Below are 18131 nucleotides of genomic sequence, written 5' to 3' on the forward strand. Positions count from 1 at the left end.
CGGGCGGAATCCCACCCGAGCCCCCCTTCCGAATGATCGGATAGAGCGGTCGGCTCCGATCCACGAGCCGACGATCGGAGAGGACCCCACCGCCCATGCCCGCTGTACTCGAACGCGCACGCATCGTCGCCCCACCGGGGTGGAGTCGATGGCTCGTCCCGCCGGCCGCGCTCGCCATCCATCTGGCGATCGGTCAGGCCTACGCCTGGAGTGTCTTCAAGGCCGCCATATCGTCCGACACCGCACTGGGATTGAGCGGCACCGCCACCGCGCTGCCCTTCCAGCTCGCCATCGTCATGCTGGGCCTGTCGGCGGCCGTCCTCGGCACCAAGGTGGAGGTCCACGGTCCACGCTGGGCCATGAGCATGTCGCTGCTCTTCTTCTGCTCCGGTCTTCTGGTGTCGGCTCTCGGCATGTCGATCGGACAGTTCTGGCTCGTCGTCCTCGGATACGGCGTGATCGGCGGCATCGGCCTCGGAATCGGCTACATCTCCCCGGTGTCGACGCTCATCAAATGGTTCCCGGACCGGCCCGGAATGGCCACCGGCATCGCCATCATGGGCTTCGGCGGCGGCGCTCTGGTGGCGTCCCCGTTGACGACGAAGCTGCTGTCCGCCTACGGCGGCAACACGACGTCGTCGATCGCGACCACCTTCCTCACCCTCGGCATCGGCTACGCGGTCTTCATGGCACTCGGCGTGATCCTCATCCGCGTGCCCGCCGACGACTGGCGGCCCGCCGGGTGGACCCCGCCCGAGCCGAAGGAGGGCGAGCACACCCAGCGCGTGTCCGCGGCGAACGCGGTGAAGACGCCGCAGTTCTGGCTCCTGTGGATCGTGCTGTGCTTCAACGTGACCGCGGGCATCGGCATCCTCGAGCGCGCCGCCGGCATCTACACCGACTTCTTCCCGGATCCGGCCGCCCCCGAATCCGTCGCGGCGGCCGCGGCCGGCTTCGTGGCGTTCCTCTCCCTGACCAACATGCTCGGCCGCTTCGTGTGGTCCTCGGTGTCCGATCTGGTGGGCCGGAAGAACATCTACCGGATGTACCTGGGGGTGGGAGCGCTGCTCTACCTGTACATCTCGCTGTTCACCAACAGCAACAAGGTGCTCTTCCTCGTCAGCGCCATGGTCATCCTCTCGTTCTACGGCGCCGGCTTCGCGACGGTGCCCGCGTACCTGCGCGACCTGTTCGGGACCTACCAGGTCGGCGCCATCCACGGCCGCCTGCTCACCGCCTGGTCCGTCGCCGGGGTGCTCGGACCGCTCATCGTCAACGCCATCGCCGACCTGGGCGAGGCGGGCACCACCGGCCGCTACGTACCGGCCTTCGTCACAATGATCGTGTTGCTGTCCATCGGGTTCGTCGCCAACGAACTGATCAAGCCCGTGGATCCGAAGTACTCGGAAGCTGCTCCCACCCGCGAGGAAGGTGTCCGCACGTGACCACCGAAGAACGCTCGAGCGCGCCGTCCTCGGCCGTGTCCGTTCCCGTCGTCGTGGTGTCCTGGCTGTGGGTCGGCGTGCCCTTCGCCTGGGGTCTCTACGAGCTGATCCTGAAGGCGAAGAACCTGTTCGGTGGATGACGGGGCGGGCCGGCCGCGACCGGATCGGGGGCCGCGTCTGTGGCCGCGACCCCCGCTCCTGCCGCGACCGGTCCTGCTCGACCAACGCTGGGAACGACTGCTGTTCCTGCACTGGCGCGTCGACACCGACCGCGTGGCACCGCTGCTCCCCGCCGGTGTGGTGCCCGACGAGTTCGACGGGTCCACCTGGGTCGGTCTGATCGGCTTTCACATGGTGGGGGCCGGACCGGGCTACGGTCTCCCGGTGCCGTACCTGGGCACGTTCGGCGAGATCAACGTCCGCCTCTACAGCCGGGACGGCGACGGTCGCCGCGGCGTGGTGTTCCGGTCGTTGGAGGCGACGCGGCTCGCCGTCGTCCTGGGAACCAACCTCGCCGGCGTGCCGTATCGCTTCTCGCGCATCGGGATCGCCGACGACGGCGTGGTGTTCGGCTACGCGAGCAGTCGCCTCGCGCCGCCGCATCGCGGCGCCGCCACCGACTTCGCCGTCCGGCGCGGTTCCCGTGACCGGAGCGACGATCCGCTCGCGGTGTTCCTCACCGCCCGATGGGGCATGCACACGGCCGTCGCGGGCCGACCGATCTACGTGCCGAACACGCACCGGCGCTGGCCGCTGTACGACGCGGAGGTGGTGCGACTGCGCGACGACCTGGTGGCGGCGGCGGGCCTGCCGGGCGTCGCGAACCGGCCGCCGGACTCGGTGCTGTGGTCGCCCGGTGTACGGACTCAGTTCGGGCGCCCGTTCCGGGTGACGCCGGCCTGACGCGGGTCGCGTCACTCCAGCTCAGACGAGGCCGTGCCGCGGTGGGTGGGCGCCGGTGAGGGCGTAGCGCCCGACGTGCTGAACCTTCCACCGCGACGGATCGTGGAGGGTGTGCGTCCGGGCGTCCCGCCACAGGCGGTCCGTGCCCGACGACGCTGCGGCACTGCGGGTTCCGCCCGCGTCGAACAGTGCGGAGCTCGTTTCCAGTGCTGCCCGGGTGGCCACCACCTTGACCGCGGCCACGGCGATCGAGGCGGCCGCGGCCGCATCGGGGTCGATGCTGCCGGGGTCGTCGGCACGGGCGTCCTCGGCGCGATCGATCGCCTCACCCGCCTCGACGAGCAGGGCCTCCGCGGACCGTACCGTGATCTCGAGGTCGCCGAACTGCTGGAGCAGCAACGGATCTCGGTCCGCCGACGCCACGGCCGCGTCCACCGGGGGACGCGCGGACGCCACCGCGCCTCGCGCCGCGTCCATCGCGGCCCGAGCGAGGCCGACGTCGATCGCGGCGTGGACGAGCTGGGCTCGGGCGCCGTAGGTGGTGGCGTCGTCGAAGATCGCAGAGTACGGAATCACCGCGTCGGCAGGAACGACGACATCGGTCAGCGTCACGGTGCCCGATGCCGTCGTCCGTTGCCCGAGACCGTCCCAGTCGTCCGAGATGTCGATGCCGGGAGTGTCGACGGGCAGGTACGCCAGCACCTTGCGGCTCTGCGCGTCCGGCGCACGATGGTCGCCGACGACGCCGCGCACCACCAGCCAGTGCGCCAGCAGGGCTCCGGTGCAGTAGTACTTGGTCCCGGTGGCCCGTAAGGAGCCGTCGGGCTGCGGCGCGAACGAGGTGTGGTCGATTCCCACCGTCGGTGTGCCGCGCTCGCTCTGCGCGTTCGCGAAGCGACGCCCGGCCAGAGCTTCGCCGAACCACCGCTTCTGCTGCAGGTCGGTGCCCGTCCGGCGCAGTGCGTCGAGGAACGTCAGATGGCTCTGCGGAATCTGCGCGACGCTCGCGTCCCCACGGGCCAGCGTCGCGAACACCCGTGCCACCGTCCGGGTGGACACCGGGCGACCGCCGAACCGGGCGGGCACCGTGATGCCCAACAGGCCCGAGTCCGACACCGCGTCGAGCTCGGCGCGCGGGAGGACGCGGTCACGGTCGCGGGCCGCGGCGCCCGTCGCAAGGACCGCCCGCACCGCCTCGGCCGCGGCCAGCGCGCCGGCGTCGTCGAGCAGGGGTGGCGTCATCGCGAGGCCGGGAGGAACGGAGTGTGCGCGGCCCCGGTCTGCTGTGCACCCGCCGTGAACAACCCACGACGTCGCAGGATCGGCAGGACGCCCTCGCCGAACCAGTACAGCTCCTCGAGGTGGGGGTAGCCGGAGAACACGAATTCGTCGATACCGAGGGCCGCGTACTCGGCGATCCGGTCGGCCACCTCCGTGTGGCTGCCGACGAGCGCCGTGCCGGCACCGCCGCGCACCAGCCCGACGCCGGACCAGAGGTTGGGGGCGATCTCGAGAGCCCGCGGATCCTTCCACGACCCGTCGCGTCGACTCTCCTCGTGCAGCGCGAGCATCGAGCGCTGACCCACCGACTCGCTGCGAGCCAGGTTCGCCTGCGCAGTGGCGACGGTGTCCTCGCCGAGGGCGTCCACCAGGGCGCCCGCCTGCGCCCAAGCGTCCTCCGCGGTGTCGCGGGTGATGACGTGCAGACGGATTCCGAAGCGCACGGTCCGCTCGCGCTCGCGGGCGAGATCGCGGATCCAGGCGATCTTGGCCGCCACCGCCGCCGGGGGCTCGCCCCAGGTCAAGTACACGTCGGTGTGGTCGGCGGCCACGGGACCGGCCGCCGGGGACGAGCCGCCGAAGTACAGGGGCGGGATCGGATCCGGCAGGAAGGGGAGCGACGCGTCCTCCACCTGGATGTGGGTGCCCTGGTGGGTGACCGATTCACCCCGCCACAGTCCCCGCACGACGGTGAGGAACTCGTCGGTGCGGGCGTATCGCTCGTCCTTGCTCAGGTGGTCGCCGTACTGCCGTTGTTCGTGCGCCTCGCCGCCGGTCACCACGTTGAGCAGGAGTCGGCCGGGCGCGTGCCGGGAGAAGGTCGCCGCCATCTGTGCCGCGAGCGTCGGACTGATCAGGCCCGGGCGGAAGGCGATCAGAAAGGCCAACTTCTCCGTCTCGCGGGCCACCATCGCGGTGGTGAGCCACGCGTCCTCGCACCACGCCCCCGCGGGTGTCAGGGCGCCGGTGAAGCCGAATTCCTCGGCGGCCCGGCCGATCGAGGACAGGTAGCCGATGGTCGCCCGCCGGTCACCACTGGCCGCGCCCGCCCGGCTGCCGTGACCGCCGCCCACGATGGATCGGCTGTCGCCGTACGTGGGCAGGAACCAGTGCAGGGCCAGGGAGGGCGGAGGAGTCGCGCTGTCGACAGTCACTCGTCCGACGCTAGGAGTGCAGGCGCGCCGAGCCCACGGTTGTGCTCGCCGCGATTCGAACCCCGGCGCGAACCACGAACCCGGCGCTACGACCGCGCGATCAGCAATGGCACCCGGGTCTCCGCGTCGGTCAGCGACCCGTGATGGCCCAGCAGCGCGGACTGATTCGGCTCGGCCCCCGACCGCACCACGGCGCCGGATCCGCGCGCCAGTGCCAGCACGTCCCCGATCGTCCGCGCGACGGCCGGCCGGACCGGCCCGAACCACTCGCGGCCGATCGCCTCGTCACGGTCGACCACCAGGTAGTCCGTACCGAGCGTCTCGCGCCACCGCTGCGCCACGTCGGCGGCCGCACCCGGGCGAGCGAAGACGTGCCGCGCCCGCGGTTCACCCGCGATCATCGTGACGTCCAGCGACAGCGCCGGGGTGGTGTCGACGTCGACACGCTCCTCCACGTCCACCATCCCGTGGTCCGCCGTGACCACCAGCGCGGCGTCCGGCGGCAGCCGCGACACGACGGCCTCGACCATCGAATCGACCTGTCGGAGTTCGTGACTCCAGGCATCCGACGACGGGCCGCGGACATGGCCCGTGAGGTCCAGCTCCGACCAGTACGAGTACACCACCGAGCGGTCACCCCGGTTCAGCGCGCTCAGCGTGCGCGCCACCAGATCACCCGCCGACACCGACGCCGCGAAGTCGCCGCCGCGCAGCACCGCGCGGGTCAGTCCCGACTCCCGTTGATAGGACGGTGCCACCCGGGTCACCGCGATCCCCGCCGCCGACGCCCGCTCGAACACCGTCGGGTGCGGTTGGAACTCCTCCGGCACGAGGGTGGACAACAAATCCGACGAGACCTTCCCCGACCGGCCTCCGGCCTGCCCGTCCTTCCCCGACCGGCCTCCGGCCTGCCCGTCCTTCCCCGACCGGCCTCCGGCCTGCCCGTGCAACCGCCAGTGCAGCGGGTTCATCGGCCGGTCGTACCCCTCGACCGCCGTCAGGTAGCCGACGATGCCGTGCTGACCCGGCGGGCGGCCGGTACCGAGCGAGGCGAGGCTGGTGGCCGTGGTGGACGGGAAGGTCGACGTCCACGTCTCGCCGCTCATCGACGACAGCATCGGAGCGTGCTCCGCCCGCGCGGCGAGCTGCTGTGCTCCCAGTCCGTCGATCAGGAGAACGCACACGCGCCGGACGCCGGCGAGGTCGAGTGACGGGGCGATGTCGTTTCCCGTCACCGCCCCGAGCACGGCGGGTAACAGATCGGACAGCGTGTTCTCCCCGTAGCGGGGCACCGACATCACCGGGGAGACCATCGCTCCGACGTTACCCGGGCGTCCCGCACCGACCGGTTCAGTCGAAGAGCGTGTCACCGACACCGCCCGTCGGGTCGACGCCACCGAACAGGTCGAGCTGCACCGTCGGCGAGCCGTCCCTCGCCTCGGCGACGAGTCGCCTGTGCGCGGCGGTCAGGAGCGCGGCCGTCACCCGCCACACGCGAGCGTCGAGCCCCGCGGACGCGGCCACTCGCTCGTCGTCCCACACCGTCCGGGTCAGGGACTGGTTCTCGCAACCGCGGGCGAGAGAGAGCAGGTCGGCGATCCGCGTCCGATCCCCGCCGCACAGGGCGAGGACCTCACCGACGCTCACGTCCGCACCGCGCTCCCACACGGCCTCCGCGAGCCGGCACAACGACTCCGGCAGCAGGGGCGTACGGCCCTCCGGTTCGGGCGTGACCACGCCTGTGCGGTCCAGGTAGGGCCGTGCGCCCAGAGCCGTCACGACGTCCTCCGCCGTCTCGGCGACGAACTTCTCCATCACCGCCAGCATGTCGAGCACGTGCTGGGGGACGAACGGCACGACCGTCACGTCGACGGTGGCCACCACCCGATCCTCGTCGAGTACGAGTTTGACGTGCGGCCACCGACGGTTGACGTCGGCGATCACCTGGGCAGCGTGCACGGTGTCCGCGATGCCCGCGGCCACCGGGGCGAGAATCTGCACGAACGGTGCGTCCTCGGTGGGGCACAGGTACAGCCAGGCGGGACCGAGCCGGAACGGGTAGTCGCCGTCCTCGTCCGCGTCCGGAAGAAAGCCGAGCAGGTGCCGCAGGGTGGCCTCGACCAGGGCGCGACGGCCGGCGGCGTCTGCGGTGCGGACGGCGACGAACGGATCCAACGCCGGCGCGGACTCGGCGACCGTGCGACCGATGCCGCACACCTCCGCGTCGGCCCGCCCGGCGACGGTGAGGAAACTGGGGTGCGGCACCTGCCAGACGTCCCGCAGCACGCGCACACACGCGTCGGCCGCGCGGTCCGCGTACCGGTGGCTCAGGTCGAGGTACCAGTTGACCGGTATCGACGCGTCCTCTGTGTCGTCGGGTGCGGCGCCCGCGTCCTCCGCGGTGCGAGGAGGCGCGTGGAATCCGAGCTCGGTCAGAAGCGCGGAGCCGAACGACGTCCAGGCTCGGTGCGGAGCGAGGTAGTCGTCGGAGAGCACCTCGCACCGCACCACCGACTCGTCCCAGCCGTGGAACTGCACGCACGGCGGCGTGGGATCCGACGGCGTGCTCGGGCACGTGACCAGCAGCGTGTCACCCGTCGCCAGAGCCGCCACACCGTCGGCGAGCAGGGCGCGGAAGGTCGCCCAGGCGCTGTGCGTCGCGCCGTCGAGCGTGTCCACCTCGTTCATGCCGCGACCGTAGCGGTGACCACCGACACGATCGCTCCATCGCTCGTGACAGGCCGGCCGATCAGGCTCCCGCGACGAGATCCCGGTACTCGGGGTTCGTGTCCACGAAGTGCCGCACGTAGCTGCAGCTGGGAACGACGCTCAGGCCGGCCGCCCGCGTGTCGTCGAGGGCGTCGCGCACCAGCACCGCCGCCAGCCCCCGTCCGCGGAACTGCGGCAGCGTCACCGTGTGGTCGAAGTCCCGCGACTCGGGGCCGGGACGGTACTCGGCGTACCCGGCGACCTCGTCGCCGACGAGGATCTCGAAGCGGTGCCGGTCGGCGTGGTGCTCGACGCGGGTGGTCTCGTCCGGTTCGGCCATGACCAGAATCTACTCGCCCACTCCTCTGCGGGGACCGGTCACACGGTGCGCAACGACGCGAGCAGCCGACGCTCGTACTCGGCGAACTCGGGGGTGGTCACGCGGTCCGCCCCGCGGGGGCGGGGAAGGGTCACGGCGACGTCGTCGATCACCCGCGCCGGTCGGGGCGAGAGGACGACGACGCGATCCGAGAGGTGCACCGCCTCCCGCACGTCGTGGGTGATCATGAGCACCGTCCACCGGTATCGCTGCCAGACGTCCTCGAGCCAGTCCTGCATGGCCGACCGTGTGATCGAATCCAGCGCGCCGAAGGGTTCGTCGAGCAGGACCACCTCGCGCCCCTGGACCACCGTGCGCAGGAGGGCTGCCCGTTGTCGCATGCCGCCGGACAGCGCCGCGGGCCGTGCGTCCTGGAACCCGTCGAGTCCGAACGCGGGAAACAGCTCGTTCGCGGTCTCCCGTGCGCGTGCGGCGGGCACGCCCTGCACCTCGAGGCCCAGCGCGGTGTTGGCGAGGACGGTCCGCCAGGGAAACAGCAGGTCCTTCTGCGGCATGTAGGCGCAGGGCGGGGCGTCCACCGATCCGGTGTCCGCGCGGTCGAGTCCGGCGATCACGGAGAACAGGGTGGACTTCCCGCAGCCGCTCGGGCCGAGGATCGAGACGAAGCGGCCCGCCTCGACTGCGAGATCGATGCCGTCCAGGACGGGGCGGCCGTCGAATCCCTTGTGGACGTTCCGCAGATCGACCACGGGGTCGGGCGGGGTCACGATGCCTCCTGAACGGCCCAGGGCGCGACGATGCGCTCGACCACGTAGGTCGACAGGAACAGCGCGATCGAGCACAACGCCGTGACGACCACCGCCGCGAGCACCAGATCGGTGCGGAACGCGTTCTTCTGCTGGCTCATGTAGATGCCGAGACCGCTGGTGGCACCGACGTATTCGGAGAACACGGCCCCGACCACCGCGTACGTGATGCCGATGCGCAGCGACGTGAAGAAGCGCGGGACGGCCGACGGCAGGCGCACGTACCGGAACTGCTGACGACGCGAGGCGCCCATGCTGCGCAGCAGACGGTCGGATTCTCGGTCGGCCGAGGCGAATCCCTCGATCAGACCGACCGTCATCGAGAAGAACGTGACCAGGGCTACGACGAGCAGCTTCGGGAGAATGCCGAATCCGAACCAGATGATCATCAACGGTGCGAGCGCCACGATCGGCAGCGTCTGCGAGACCACGAGCAGGGGAACGACGGCGCGACGAAGCTTCGGCGAGAAGTCCACCGCGGTTGCGATGATCCACGAGACCACCAGGGCGAGTGCGAAACCCAGCAAGGTCACCTGCAGAGTCGACGCGGCGTGACCCGCGATCACGTCCCGCGCGGCCCACCCCTGCGCGGCGACTCGGCTCGGGGCCGGGAGGATCCGCGGCGAGACGCCGGCGAGGCGAACGTAGCTCTCCCACACCGCGATCAGAGCGACCACGAGGATCACCGACGGCGCCCATCGTGTCGGGTGCAGGCCCACCGTCCGTCGCGACGTCGACGGACCGGTGGGCCTGCTCACCGCCCGCTCAGTCGGCGAGATACTCATCGGTGAAGTACGTCGACCAGTCCGGTTCCTCGGCGAGCGGTGCCCCGTCGGGTCCGGTGAGCACGCCCGCCTCGTAGAGGAACCGCGAGTACCCGGACCACTTGTTCAGCGTCTGCGTGCCCACGCGTCCGTTCTCGTCGCGGAGATACCGTTCGGAGAGGATGCGCTGGCTCTCCCGGACGAGGTCCTCGTCGGGGAAGGCGCCCGGGTTGGCGTCGATCAGATCCTGCGCCGCGGCGTCGGGGTTCTCCGCCGCGAAGGCGTACCCGCGCTGCAGTGCCTGGACGAAAGCTCGTGCCCGGTCCGGGTTCTCGGCCAGCCAGTCCTCGTTCCCGTCGATGACGATGGCATACGAGTCGGGGAAGCCGTAGTCCGTGTAGTCGAAGTACTTCATCGGCGTGCCCGCGCGCTCGGCTTCGAGGCCCTCCCAGGCGAAGTAGGACACGGTGAAGTCCGCTTCGCCGGCGTACACGGCCTCGTATGCACTGGTGCCGAGGACGACGGTCTCGAACTCGCCGGTGCCCCCGTCGTTCCGGATGACCTCCGCGAGGGAGGCCGACTCGCCCGCGTCGCCGAATCCGGCGTAGGTCTTGCCGTCGAGATCACGCGGTGACGCGATGTCGGGACGGTCGGCGCGGACCCCGATCCCGGTGGCCCAGTGCTGGAGCGGCGCCATCACCGAGACGATGTTCGCGCCGGCGGCCTTGGCGTGGGTGGCCGAGCTGTGGAAGCTGACGCCGAACTCGGCGTTGCCGGAGTCGACCAGGGTGTCGGGCGACGTCGAGTTGTAGGGGAGCACCTCGACGTCGAGACCGGCGTCGGCGAAGTAGCCCTCCTGCTGGGCGACGAAGAACCCGGTGTGGTTGGTGTTGGGTGTCCAGTCCAGTGCGAACCGGACGGTGTCCGCGGACGCGCCGGCCGACGAGCACCCGGCCAGGGTGGACGCGAGAATCAGGGTGGCGGCCGCTGCCGCGCGCGCCCTCACGCCGCGGGCCACGGCGTGGTGTGCAGGGCGGTGTCCCAGAACAGCAACTCGTACCGGAGTGCGACGACGAAGGCGCGGGTCATTCGCGCGCGCTCGTCCGGCCCGGTGTCGCGCGCGGCGGCGTCGACCACCTCGCGAGCGCGGTCCGCGGAGACCTGGAAGTCCTCGGCGTCGTAGGTGGTCACCCACCGTGCGTAGGGGTGGTCGGGATCGGCGGCGAGCACCTCGCGCGCCGACGCCGCGAGCGTACGACCCACCTCGGCGTAGATCCAAAAGCAGGGCAATGCGGCGGCGGCACCGACGGCGTAGCTGTCCGTCGCGGCGGTGGCGGTGAGGTAGGAGACGTAGCCGAGGCAGGCGGGGCTGTGCTCGAGCGAGGTCGGTGCGTCCCCGAGCCGCGGGTCGCCGAGGAGGTCGGCGTGCAGCGACTTCTCGACGGTCACGGCCGTGGCCGCGGACGTCGCCCAGAACGCGCCGTCCACCGGATCGGGCGCGCGGGAGGCGAGCAGCGCCAGCGCCTTCGCGTACCCCTCGAGGTACAGCCCGTCCTGCTCGATGTACGTGCGGAAGCTTTCCACCGGGAGGGTGCCGTCGCCGAGTCGGCGCAGGAATTCGAGACCGTCGATGGCGCGGCGCAGGTCGGCCGTGACGTCCCAGAGGTGGTCGGTGAAGCGCGTCGACTCGCCCGCTGGTGCGGGCAGCGGTGTCTCGGACAGCGGTGTTTCGGGCAGCGTGGTGTGCGGCATCGCCGGACATCCCTTCGTCAGAATTATCTGCATCAGGTTCGCGGGTGTCATCTCAGCCTCGCCGCGGTCGGCGAAGCACCCCGTGTCGGTACGCCGCGACAGTAGCACCGCCCCGCGTGCCCGAACACCGGTCCCGGAAGCGAACGAATCCGCGGCCCCGACGTGCGGGACCGCGGATTCGGTGAGCGGAGAGCGGACGACAGAGGAGCCGTCAGAACTTCATGTCCTCCAGTTCGAGGCCCTTGGTCTCGGGGATCTTCGCCTTGACGAAGAAGAACGAGACGGCGGCGAAGAATGCGAACCCGCCGTACACGATCGACAGTCCGACCCATTCCGTCAGCTGCGGGAACATCAGCGAGATGACGAAGTTCGCGACCCAGTTGGCTGCCGTGCCGATACCCAGGGCCATCGCCCGCATCCGGTTGGGGAACATCTCGCCGAGCAGGACCCACATCACCGGACCCCAGGTGGCGGCGAAGAAGACGACGAAGAGGTTGGCACCGATCAACGCGACCACACCCCACGGCTCGGGCAACGAGACGTCGTCGCCGCTGCCGATCTGCTGGGAGAACGCGACCGCGGCCAGGAGGAGACCGACGAACATGCCGATCGACCCGGCCATGAGGAGATTTCGGCGCCCGACCCGGTCGACGAAGAGAATGGCGACGAACGTCATGACCACGTTGATCACGGAGGTGATGACGGAGGTGGTGAACGACTGGGATTCGCTGAATCCCACGGACTTCCACAGGGTGGTGGAGTAGTAGAAGATCGCGTTGATGCCGACGAACTGCTGCAGGACGGCCATGATGATGCCGACCCAGACCAGCGGCTGGAGTCCGAAGCGGGGGCCGCGGATGTCCGCGAACGACGACTGCTTCTCCTTGCGGAGGGTCAGCCGGATCTCGTGGATGCGCTCGTCCGGATGCAGTTCACCGGTCACCTCGGCGAGAACTCGCGCCGCTTCCTCGTCGAGATGCTGTCCGACGAGGTAGCGCGGGGACTCCGGAATCAACAGCGCCAGAACGCCGTACACCACCGCGGGCACGACGCCGACGATGAACATCCAGCGCCACGCCTCGATGCCGAACCAGTAGTCGTTCGACGCGCCGCCGGCGCTGTTGGCGAGGACGGCGTCCGACAACAGTGCCGCGAAGATGCCGACGGTGATGGCCAACTGCTGCAGGGACGCCAGGCTCCCGCGCATGCGCGCCGGGGAGATCTCGGCGATGTACGCGGGCGCGATCACCGAGGCGATGCCGATGCCCAGTCCGCCGAGCACACGCCACACCATGAGGTCGGGCACGCTGAACGCCAGGCCGGATCCGATCGAGGAGACGATGAACAGGAACGAGCCGAGCAGCATCACCTTCTTGCGGCCCCACCGATCGGCCAGTCCACCTGCGAACCAGGCCCCGGCGGCGCACCCGAGCAGCGCGATGGCGACCGTGAACCCGGTGAGGAACTCACCGAGGACGAAATGGCCCTGAATGGCGTCGACCGCACCGTTGATGACGGAGGAGTCGAAACCGAAGAGAAAGCCGCCCACCGCCGCGGCCACGGTGACGCCGATGACTTTCGCGGTGTGGTTGGCCGAAGCCTGAGTGGTCATTGGCGTACCCGTTTCTGACGACTGTCGTGGTCCGTTCTCGGACACTACGCCGCTGCTGTTCCCCGTGGTCCGAGACTCCCACCGGGTGTCGATCGCGGGTTTGGATTCGGGTCGCGGGGTCAATCCGCCCGCGGTGAGGACGACGCTGCGACGACGCGGACAGGCCACGGCGGACACCGCCTGGGAGCGCTACGCCGACATCTCGTTGTGGCCGACGTGGGCGCCGCAGATCCTCGGGGTCGACGCCTCCACCGACCGACTGGCGGTCGGTACCACCGGCACCGTGAAGGGACCGGTCGGCATTCGCGTGTCCTTCGAGGTGCTGGCGGTCGACGAGTCGGCCCGTACGTGGGCCTGGCGGGCGTGGATCGGCGCGCGAAGTGCCGGTCTGACCCTCGAGCACGGAGTGGAAGCGCGGGGCACCGGGTCGTCCACCTGGCTCACGGTGGACGGTCTCGCTCCGATCGTGCTGGCCTACTCGCCGGCCGCGTATCTCGCGCTCGGTGGCCTGGTCCGGCCCTGAGCGGGCCGGGTAGCGTCGGCCGGGTGCCGCAGAGCGAGAGCACCCGGGTGGTCGCCTGTCCGTTCGGCCGCGTCCGCGGCATGGTCCGGGGCGAGGTGGTCTCCTGGAAGGGGATCCCGTACGCCGAGCCGCCCGTCGGCGAGCGCCGCTTCCGTCGGCCGGGCCCGCCGGTCTCGTGGGACGGCGAGCGTGACGGGTCCGCCTTCGGTGCCATGGCGCCGCAGGGGCGCGGTGGACCGGTCCCGATGGACGCCACCCTGCCCATCGACGAGGACTGTCTGACCCTCAACGTGTGGGCTCCGGTGCCCGACGGCGTGCTCCGGCCGGTGATGGTGTGGATCCACGGCGGCGCCTACTCCCTGGGGTCCTCGGCCCAGCGCATCTACGACGGCCATCGCCTGTCGCACCTCGGCGAGGTGGTGGTGGTGACGATCAACTATCGGGTGGGCGCGCTCGGCTGGCTGGATCTGTCGGACCCGTCGCTCGGCGGCGACCGCTTCGACACCAATCTCGGCCTCCGGGACCAGATCGCCGCCCTGACCTGGGTTCGCGAGGCGATCTCGGCGTTCGGCGGCGACCCGGAGAACGTCACGATCTTCGGCGAGTCCTCCGGGGGCGCGTCGGTGACGACGCTCATGACCTCGCCCCCGGCGGCCGGTCTGTTCCACAAGGCCATAGCCCAGAGCGCGCCGGCCACCTCCGTCTACGGGCCCGAGCGCGCCCGCACCGTCGCGGAGCGCTTCCTCGAATTGGTCGAGCTGAGTCCGGATCGGGTGGAGGAACTCCGCGACATGCCGGTCGAGCGGCTCGTCGAGGCGTCGGACCTGCTCGTGTACGAGATTCCCGAGAAGGTCCCGGGCACACTGGGATTGGCGCCGGTCGTGGACGGCGACGTTGTGCCCCGGTACCCGGTGGCGGCGTTCCAGAAGGGTTACTCGCACCCCGTTCCTCTGATCATCGGGTCGAACAAGGACGAGGCCTCGGTGTTCCGGCTGATGAAGTCACCGCTGATGCCGGTCACACCCGAGACGGTGGCCACCATGTTCGAGGCCATCGCCGCCGACCATCCGGATCTCTCGCCCGAACGTGTCGCCGAGATCATGGCGGCCTATCCGGACCTCCCGAAGAGCGCTGCGGCGCTAGCCTTTTCGCGGGATGCGAGCGCCGGGGCCGCGGCGCTCTCCCGAGACGCCGGCTTCCGCATGCCGAGCCTGTGGATCGCGGACGCGCACTGCCGCCGGTCCCCGACGTTCGTCTACCGCTTCGATCACGCGACACCGGTGCTGCGGGCGGCCCGTATCGGTGCCGGCCACGCGACCGAACTGCCCTACGTCTTCGGGAATTTCGGCACGTTCGACCGTGATCCGACGTTCTGGCTCGGTGGACGCAGAGCAGCGCAGCAGGTCTCCCGGCGGGTGCAGCGACGCTGGGTGGCGTTCGCCTGGCACGGGGTCCCTGCTGCGCTGGACGGCTCGAAACATTGGGCGCCCTACGACTCTCGTCGGCGAACGCTGCTCATCGACTCGCGGGACTCGCTGGCCCTGGACCCCGACCGCGAACTCCGCGAGGTGTGGGGCGACGAGGTCCTCGGCTTCAGCTGAGCGCTGGTCTCAGGCCTTGCTGTAGGTGAGGCAGTTGGCGGTGTCGGAGGATTCGCCCGCACCGATGCGCACGGCGGCGGCGGTGCACTCGAGGTCCTTGTTGTGGGCGCAGTCCGCGCGCTGGCAGGCACCGACCTGCGGGGAGACGACGTCGAGTCCGCCCTTGGTGGACAGGGGAATGAAGGTGGCGCAGTCGGCGGTGCCGTTGCTGCCGCCGACGCTGATGGCGAAGGCGTGGCAACCGTCGTGGTTGTAGGAGCAGCTGCTCACCGAACAGTCGGTGACTTCGGGCATTTCCAAGGTGGCCATGACATTCTCCGTTTCGGTGACGTGGTCGGGTCGTCTGGACACGACGGTAACCGAGAAAAACCCCTCTCACCAGCAAGGTCAGGCTGACCTGAGTATGGCTTGCCTTTCAGCAACGCGGGTGTGCCGAAATGATTCGCCCGCGGTCAGAGCACCGCGCCGGGATTGAGAATTCCCGCCGGATCGAGCGCATTCTTGATGCGTCGGGTCAGCTCCATGACGTCGTCGCCGACCTGGTCGGGCAGCCACGCCTTCTTCAACCGACCGACGCCGTGCTCACCGGTGATGGTGCCGCCCAGAGAAATCGCGAGCGTCATGATCTCGCCGAACGCCTGGTGCGCCCGCTCCTCCATGTCCCGGTCCTCGGGGTCGAACACGATGAGGGGGTGGGTGTTGCCGTCGCCGGCGTGCGCGATCACGGCCACGGTCACCTGCCGGGCGTCGGCGATCTTCTCGATGCCCTGCACCAGATCGGCCAGGGCCGGGAGCGGTACACCGACGTCCTCGAGCAGCAGCGACCCCGTGCGCTCCACCGCCGGGATCGCGAATCGGCGTGCGGCCGCGAAGGCTTCGCCCTCGTCGGGGTCGTCCGTGACGAACACCTCGGCCGCGCCTGCCTCGGTGCACGCGGTAGCCATGATCCCGGTTTCCTCGGTGCGGTGCGCGCCGGGGGAGTCCGAACGGGCGACGAGCATGGCGGCGGCGTCGCGGTCCAATCCCATGTTCATGGCGTCCTCGACGGCGTTCACCGACGTGCGATCCATGAATTCGAGCATCGCGGGGCGCAGCGATCGGGTGATCGCAAGGATGGCGTCGGTGGCGTCGGACAGCTCGGCGAACGTCGCGACGACGGTGCTGGCCGGGGGCTGTGCCGGGATGAGCCGCAGGGTCACCTCGGTGATGACGCCCAGCACTCCCTCGCTGCCGACGAACAGCTTGGTGAGCGAGAGCCCTGCGGAGTCCTTGAGGCGGGCGCCACCGAGACGCACCACGACGCCGTCCGCGAGTACCACCTCGAGTCCCAGGATGTAATCGGTGGTGACGCCGTACTTCACGCAGCACAGACCGCCGGCGTTGGTGGCCGCGTTGCCACCGATGGAGCACATCTCGAACGACGACGGGTCCGGCGGATACCAGAGTCCGTGCTCCGCCGCGGCCGCCTTGACCTCGGCGTTGAGCAGGCCCGGTTGCACCACGGCCGTCCGCGTGACGGGGTCCACGGTGATCGCCCGCATGTTCTCGGTGGAGAGCACGATGCCGCCGTCCACGGCGGTGGCCCCGCCGGACAGGCCCGAACCGGCGCCGCGGGGGACGACGGGTACGGAATGCGTCGTGGCCCAGCGCATCACGGCCGCGACGTCGTCGGTGCTGCGGGCGCGGACGACGGCGAGCGGGGTTCCGGCGTCCGGATCACGGGCCCAGTCCTGTCGGTAGCCGGCCAGGATGTCCGGGTCGGTCACCACGACCTTCTCGTCCAGTAGTCCGATCAGGTCCTGAACCCGCGTGTCGGTCATCGACTGTTCCCTCCCGTGGCTCGGGTACGTCGGGTCCGCGCGCGCATCCCGCGAGCACCCGAGACCGACGCTACCCGCGCACCGATGCCCGCCGAGGGGGTTTCCCGACGAGACCGATCGGTTCGGCGGGACGTGTTGCGATCACGGTCCGGCCTCACTGAGCCTCGTCACATCAGTCACAGTGTTCACTCTGTTACCAGATCGTGCCTCGCGAGCTGCCGACAATGGGTCGAGCGGGGGTTAGCGTCGGACCACGGCACCTCGGCACCTCCGCCGACACCGAGGGGGCGAGCAAGGAGGGTTCCCATGGCCCGGTCACGCACCACACAGCGCATGACGGCAGCGCCTGCGGCGCAGCACCGCACGACGGCAGCTGCGACGCAGCAGCGCACGTCGAACACCAGCGCGGCCGCGGTGGCCGCCGCGATGTTCTCCTACGACTTCGTCGAGGACGGGGTCGACTACGACACCCTCGAGGCGCTGCACCGCGGCGAGATCTCGTCGTGGATCGAGGCTCTCGCGCAGTCGGGTCTGCTCGCCGAGTCCGAGGTCGCCGCCGTCGCGCGCGAGTGGGGGGAGCGGCCGTCGCTGCTGCTCGATGCTCTGCTCACCGACGCCGACGAGATGACGGTCCGGCGGTGCCGGCTGGCGTGGGCCTCGATGGATCGCTTGGCACCCTTCACGTTCCCCATCGCGCACAGCGGGTGACCCGCTCGTCGACACAGCGGGTGACCCGCTCGTCGAACTACCGGCCTCACAGCACCCGGTCGTCGTCGCCGTCCCGGACGAACACCTGATCGTCGGTCAGGGTCCGGTACCGCACGCCCGCCGCGCGACACGCGTCGGCCATGGCTCGGGCGGCACCGTCGGGGTCCAGCGCGGACGGGGCCGTCGGTGTCGACCAGTGCGGGACGAGCACGTCGTCGATGACTCCGAGTCCGTCCTGCTGCACGGGATCGTCGGTGATCTCGGCGAGTTCGGCCGGCGGGTCGGCGGCATCGATGCCGGTGAGCGACGGTCCCATGACGCACGCGCCCGCGCTGTATCCGGCGTAGACGAGGTCGTCCCGTCGGAGTCGTTCGCGCAGAACGTGATCGACGCCCGACGTGGCCAGCCGATGACGCAGGACGAACGTGTTCCCGCCGCGCACCCAGACGGCCGACAGTCCGGCCAGGGCGGCCTCGGCGGTCGTCGGCGTCACCGCGCGGAGATCGATCTCGACGGGATCGAATCCCGCCTCGGTGAGCAGCGCGACGTCGCTCGTCAGCGCCGCGGTCCGTGCCGCGACCGGCCAGGCGTCGGCCGCCGCGGCGACCACGCCGATGCGACCGGGTGTGCCCACCAGCTCGAGCAGGCGGTCTCCGTGCGCGCCGAATCGGTAGGACGCCAGGAACAATCGCATGGCTCAGTCTCGCATCCCC

At 70.3% G+C, this 18131-nt stretch carries 19 protein-coding genes; 6 read left to right on the forward strand and 13 right to left on the reverse strand.

What is annotated here, in order from left to right:
• Nucleotides 1-95: 95 nt before the first annotated feature.
• From A3Q40_RS03650 to A3Q40_RS03655, 3 genes are read left to right on the forward strand one after another with little or no spacing between them, the layout of a single operon-like run.
• Nucleotides 96-1445, forward strand: a complete 1350-nt coding sequence (locus tag A3Q40_RS03650) for an OFA family MFS transporter (protein ID WP_068099836.1) — start codon at nt 96-98, stop codon at nt 1443-1445.
• Entirely contained in the window at nt 1442-1585 is a 144-nt protein-coding gene (locus A3Q40_RS20080) for an MFS transporter small subunit (RefSeq protein WP_156511591.1), read from the forward strand. Before A3Q40_RS03650 ends, A3Q40_RS20080 begins: the two co-directional genes overlap by 4 nt.
• On the forward strand, nt 1578-2348 hold the full coding sequence (locus tag A3Q40_RS03655; protein WP_235606435.1) for a YqjF family protein: 771 nt from the start codon (nt 1578-1580) through the stop codon (nt 2346-2348). The genes A3Q40_RS20080 and A3Q40_RS03655 overlap by 8 nt, the downstream gene beginning before the upstream one ends.
• Nucleotides 2349-2369: 21 nt before the next feature.
• Here A3Q40_RS03655 and A3Q40_RS03660 read toward each other — a convergent pair whose 3' ends face one another.
• From A3Q40_RS03660 to A3Q40_RS03705, 10 genes are all read right to left on the reverse strand, one after another.
• Entirely contained in the window at nt 2370-3590 is a 1221-nt protein-coding gene (locus A3Q40_RS03660; protein ID WP_068099837.1) for an SfnB family sulfur acquisition oxidoreductase, read from the reverse strand.
• The gene (locus A3Q40_RS03665; protein ID WP_068099838.1) at nt 3587-4783 is read right to left on the reverse strand and encodes an LLM class flavin-dependent oxidoreductase; all 1197 of its coding nucleotides are present in this window, start codon (nt 4781-4783) and stop codon (nt 3587-3589) included. Before A3Q40_RS03665 ends, A3Q40_RS03660 begins: the two co-directional genes overlap by 4 nt.
• 86 nt (nt 4784-4869) lie before the next feature.
• Entirely contained in the window at nt 4870-6096 is a 1227-nt protein-coding gene (locus A3Q40_RS03670; RefSeq protein ID WP_069972895.1) for an alkaline phosphatase family protein, read from the reverse strand.
• A gap of 37 nt (nt 6097-6133) precedes the next feature.
• Nucleotides 6134-7471: a T3SS (YopN, CesT) and YbjN peptide-binding chaperone 1 gene (locus tag A3Q40_RS03675; protein ID WP_068099839.1), complete on the reverse strand. Its 1338-nt coding sequence runs from the start codon at nt 7469-7471 to the stop codon at nt 6134-6136.
• A gap of 61 nt (nt 7472-7532) precedes the next feature.
• Nucleotides 7533-7832, reverse strand: a complete 300-nt coding sequence (locus A3Q40_RS03680) for a GNAT family N-acetyltransferase (protein WP_068099840.1) — start codon at nt 7830-7832, stop codon at nt 7533-7535.
• Nucleotides 7833-7870: 38 nt separating this feature from the next.
• Nucleotides 7871-8599 (reverse strand): ABC transporter ATP-binding protein, encoded by a 729-nt coding sequence (locus A3Q40_RS03685; protein ID WP_068099841.1) that lies wholly within the window; start codon nt 8597-8599, stop codon nt 7871-7873.
• The gene (locus A3Q40_RS03690; RefSeq protein ID WP_371831465.1) at nt 8596-9396 is read right to left on the reverse strand and encodes an ABC transporter permease; all 801 of its coding nucleotides are present in this window, start codon (nt 9394-9396) and stop codon (nt 8596-8598) included. Before A3Q40_RS03690 ends, A3Q40_RS03685 begins: the two co-directional genes overlap by 4 nt.
• 7 nt (nt 9397-9403) lie before the next feature.
• The gene (locus tag A3Q40_RS20570) at nt 9404-10408 is read right to left on the reverse strand and encodes an ABC transporter substrate-binding protein (RefSeq protein ID WP_377377266.1); all 1005 of its coding nucleotides are present in this window, start codon (nt 10406-10408) and stop codon (nt 9404-9406) included.
• On the reverse strand, nt 10405-11154 hold the full coding sequence (locus tag A3Q40_RS20575) for a TenA family protein (RefSeq protein WP_068099843.1): 750 nt from the start codon (nt 11152-11154) through the stop codon (nt 10405-10407). The genes A3Q40_RS20570 and A3Q40_RS20575 overlap by 4 nt, the downstream gene beginning before the upstream one ends.
• A 211-nt stretch (nt 11155-11365) precedes the next feature.
• Nucleotides 11366-12811 carry a sugar porter family MFS transporter gene (locus A3Q40_RS03705; protein ID WP_256365927.1) on the reverse strand — a complete coding sequence of 482 codons (1446 nt, stop codon included), beginning with the start codon at nt 12809-12811 and terminating at the stop codon, nt 11366-11368.
• A gap of 88 nt (nt 12812-12899) precedes the next feature.
• Between A3Q40_RS03705 and A3Q40_RS03710 the strand changes: the two genes are divergently transcribed.
• Together A3Q40_RS03710 and A3Q40_RS03715 are read left to right on the forward strand one after the other, a co-directional pair.
• Nucleotides 12900-13289: an SRPBCC family protein gene (locus tag A3Q40_RS03710; RefSeq protein ID WP_068105121.1), complete on the forward strand. Its 390-nt coding sequence runs from the start codon at nt 12900-12902 to the stop codon at nt 13287-13289.
• Between the two features lie 80 nt (nt 13290-13369).
• Entirely contained in the window at nt 13370-14890 is a 1521-nt protein-coding gene (locus tag A3Q40_RS03715; RefSeq protein ID WP_068105124.1) for a carboxylesterase/lipase family protein, read from the forward strand.
• Nucleotides 14891-14899: 9 nt separating this feature from the next.
• Here A3Q40_RS03715 and A3Q40_RS03720 read toward each other — a convergent pair whose 3' ends face one another.
• The gene (locus A3Q40_RS03720; protein WP_068099845.1) at nt 14900-15199 is read right to left on the reverse strand and encodes a DUF1540 domain-containing protein; all 300 of its coding nucleotides are present in this window, start codon (nt 15197-15199) and stop codon (nt 14900-14902) included.
• A 143-nt stretch (nt 15200-15342) separates the two neighbouring features.
• A complete protein-coding gene (locus A3Q40_RS03725; protein WP_068099846.1) occupies nt 15343-16710 on the reverse strand; it encodes an FAD-binding oxidoreductase in 1368 nt (455 codons plus the stop codon).
• A gap of 333 nt (nt 16711-17043) precedes the next feature.
• On the opposite strand from A3Q40_RS03725, the gene A3Q40_RS03730 reads away from it, so the two are divergent.
• Nucleotides 17044-17418: a hypothetical protein gene (locus A3Q40_RS03730; protein WP_371830141.1), complete on the forward strand. Its 375-nt coding sequence runs from the start codon at nt 17044-17046 to the stop codon at nt 17416-17418.
• A 46-nt stretch (nt 17419-17464) separates the two neighbouring features.
• Here the strand turns inward: A3Q40_RS03730 and A3Q40_RS03735 are convergent, their stop codons facing one another.
• The gene (locus tag A3Q40_RS03735; protein WP_068099847.1) at nt 17465-18112 is read right to left on the reverse strand and encodes a Type 1 glutamine amidotransferase-like domain-containing protein; all 648 of its coding nucleotides are present in this window, start codon (nt 18110-18112) and stop codon (nt 17465-17467) included.
• Nucleotides 18113-18131: the final 19 nt, after the last annotated feature.

Source organism: Rhodococcus sp. PBTS 1, assembly GCF_001620025.1.
Lineage (GTDB): Bacteria > Actinomycetota > Actinomycetes > Mycobacteriales > Mycobacteriaceae > Rhodococcoides > Rhodococcoides kroppenstedtii.

Excerpts from the sequence above, each read along its gene's own strand:
- A3Q40_RS03650 (WP_068099836.1), top strand. The coding sequence starts at position 96 with ATGCCCGCTGTACTCGAACGCGCACGCATCGTCGCCCCACCGGGGTGG.
- A3Q40_RS03660 (WP_068099837.1), bottom strand. The coding sequence starts at position 3,590 with ATGACGCCACCCCTGCTCGACGACGCCGGCGCGCTGGCCGCGGCCGAG.
- A3Q40_RS03670 (WP_069972895.1), bottom strand. The coding sequence starts at position 6,096 with ATGGTCTCCCCGGTGATGTCGGTGCCCCGCTACGGGGAGAACACGCTG.
- A3Q40_RS03675 (WP_068099839.1), bottom strand. The coding sequence starts at position 7,471 with ATGAACGAGGTGGACACGCTCGACGGCGCGACGCACAGCGCCTGGGCG.
- A3Q40_RS03680 (WP_068099840.1), bottom strand. The coding sequence starts at position 7,832 with ATGGCCGAACCGGACGAGACCACCCGCGTCGAGCACCACGCCGACCGG.
- A3Q40_RS20575 (WP_068099843.1), bottom strand. The coding sequence starts at position 11,154 with ATGCCGCACACCACGCTGCCCGAAACACCGCTGTCCGAGACACCGCTG.
- A3Q40_RS03715 (WP_068105124.1), top strand. The coding sequence starts at position 13,370 with ATGGTCCGGGGCGAGGTGGTCTCCTGGAAGGGGATCCCGTACGCCGAG.
- A3Q40_RS03720 (WP_068099845.1), bottom strand. The coding sequence starts at position 15,199 with ATGGCCACCTTGGAAATGCCCGAAGTCACCGACTGTTCGGTGAGCAGC.
- A3Q40_RS03725 (WP_068099846.1), bottom strand. The coding sequence starts at position 16,710 with ATGACCGACACGCGGGTTCAGGACCTGATCGGACTACTGGACGAGAAG.
- A3Q40_RS03730 (WP_371830141.1), top strand. The coding sequence starts at position 17,044 with ATGACGGCAGCGCCTGCGGCGCAGCACCGCACGACGGCAGCTGCGACG.
- A3Q40_RS03735 (WP_068099847.1), bottom strand. The coding sequence starts at position 18,112 with ATGCGATTGTTCCTGGCGTCCTACCGATTCGGCGCGCACGGAGACCGC.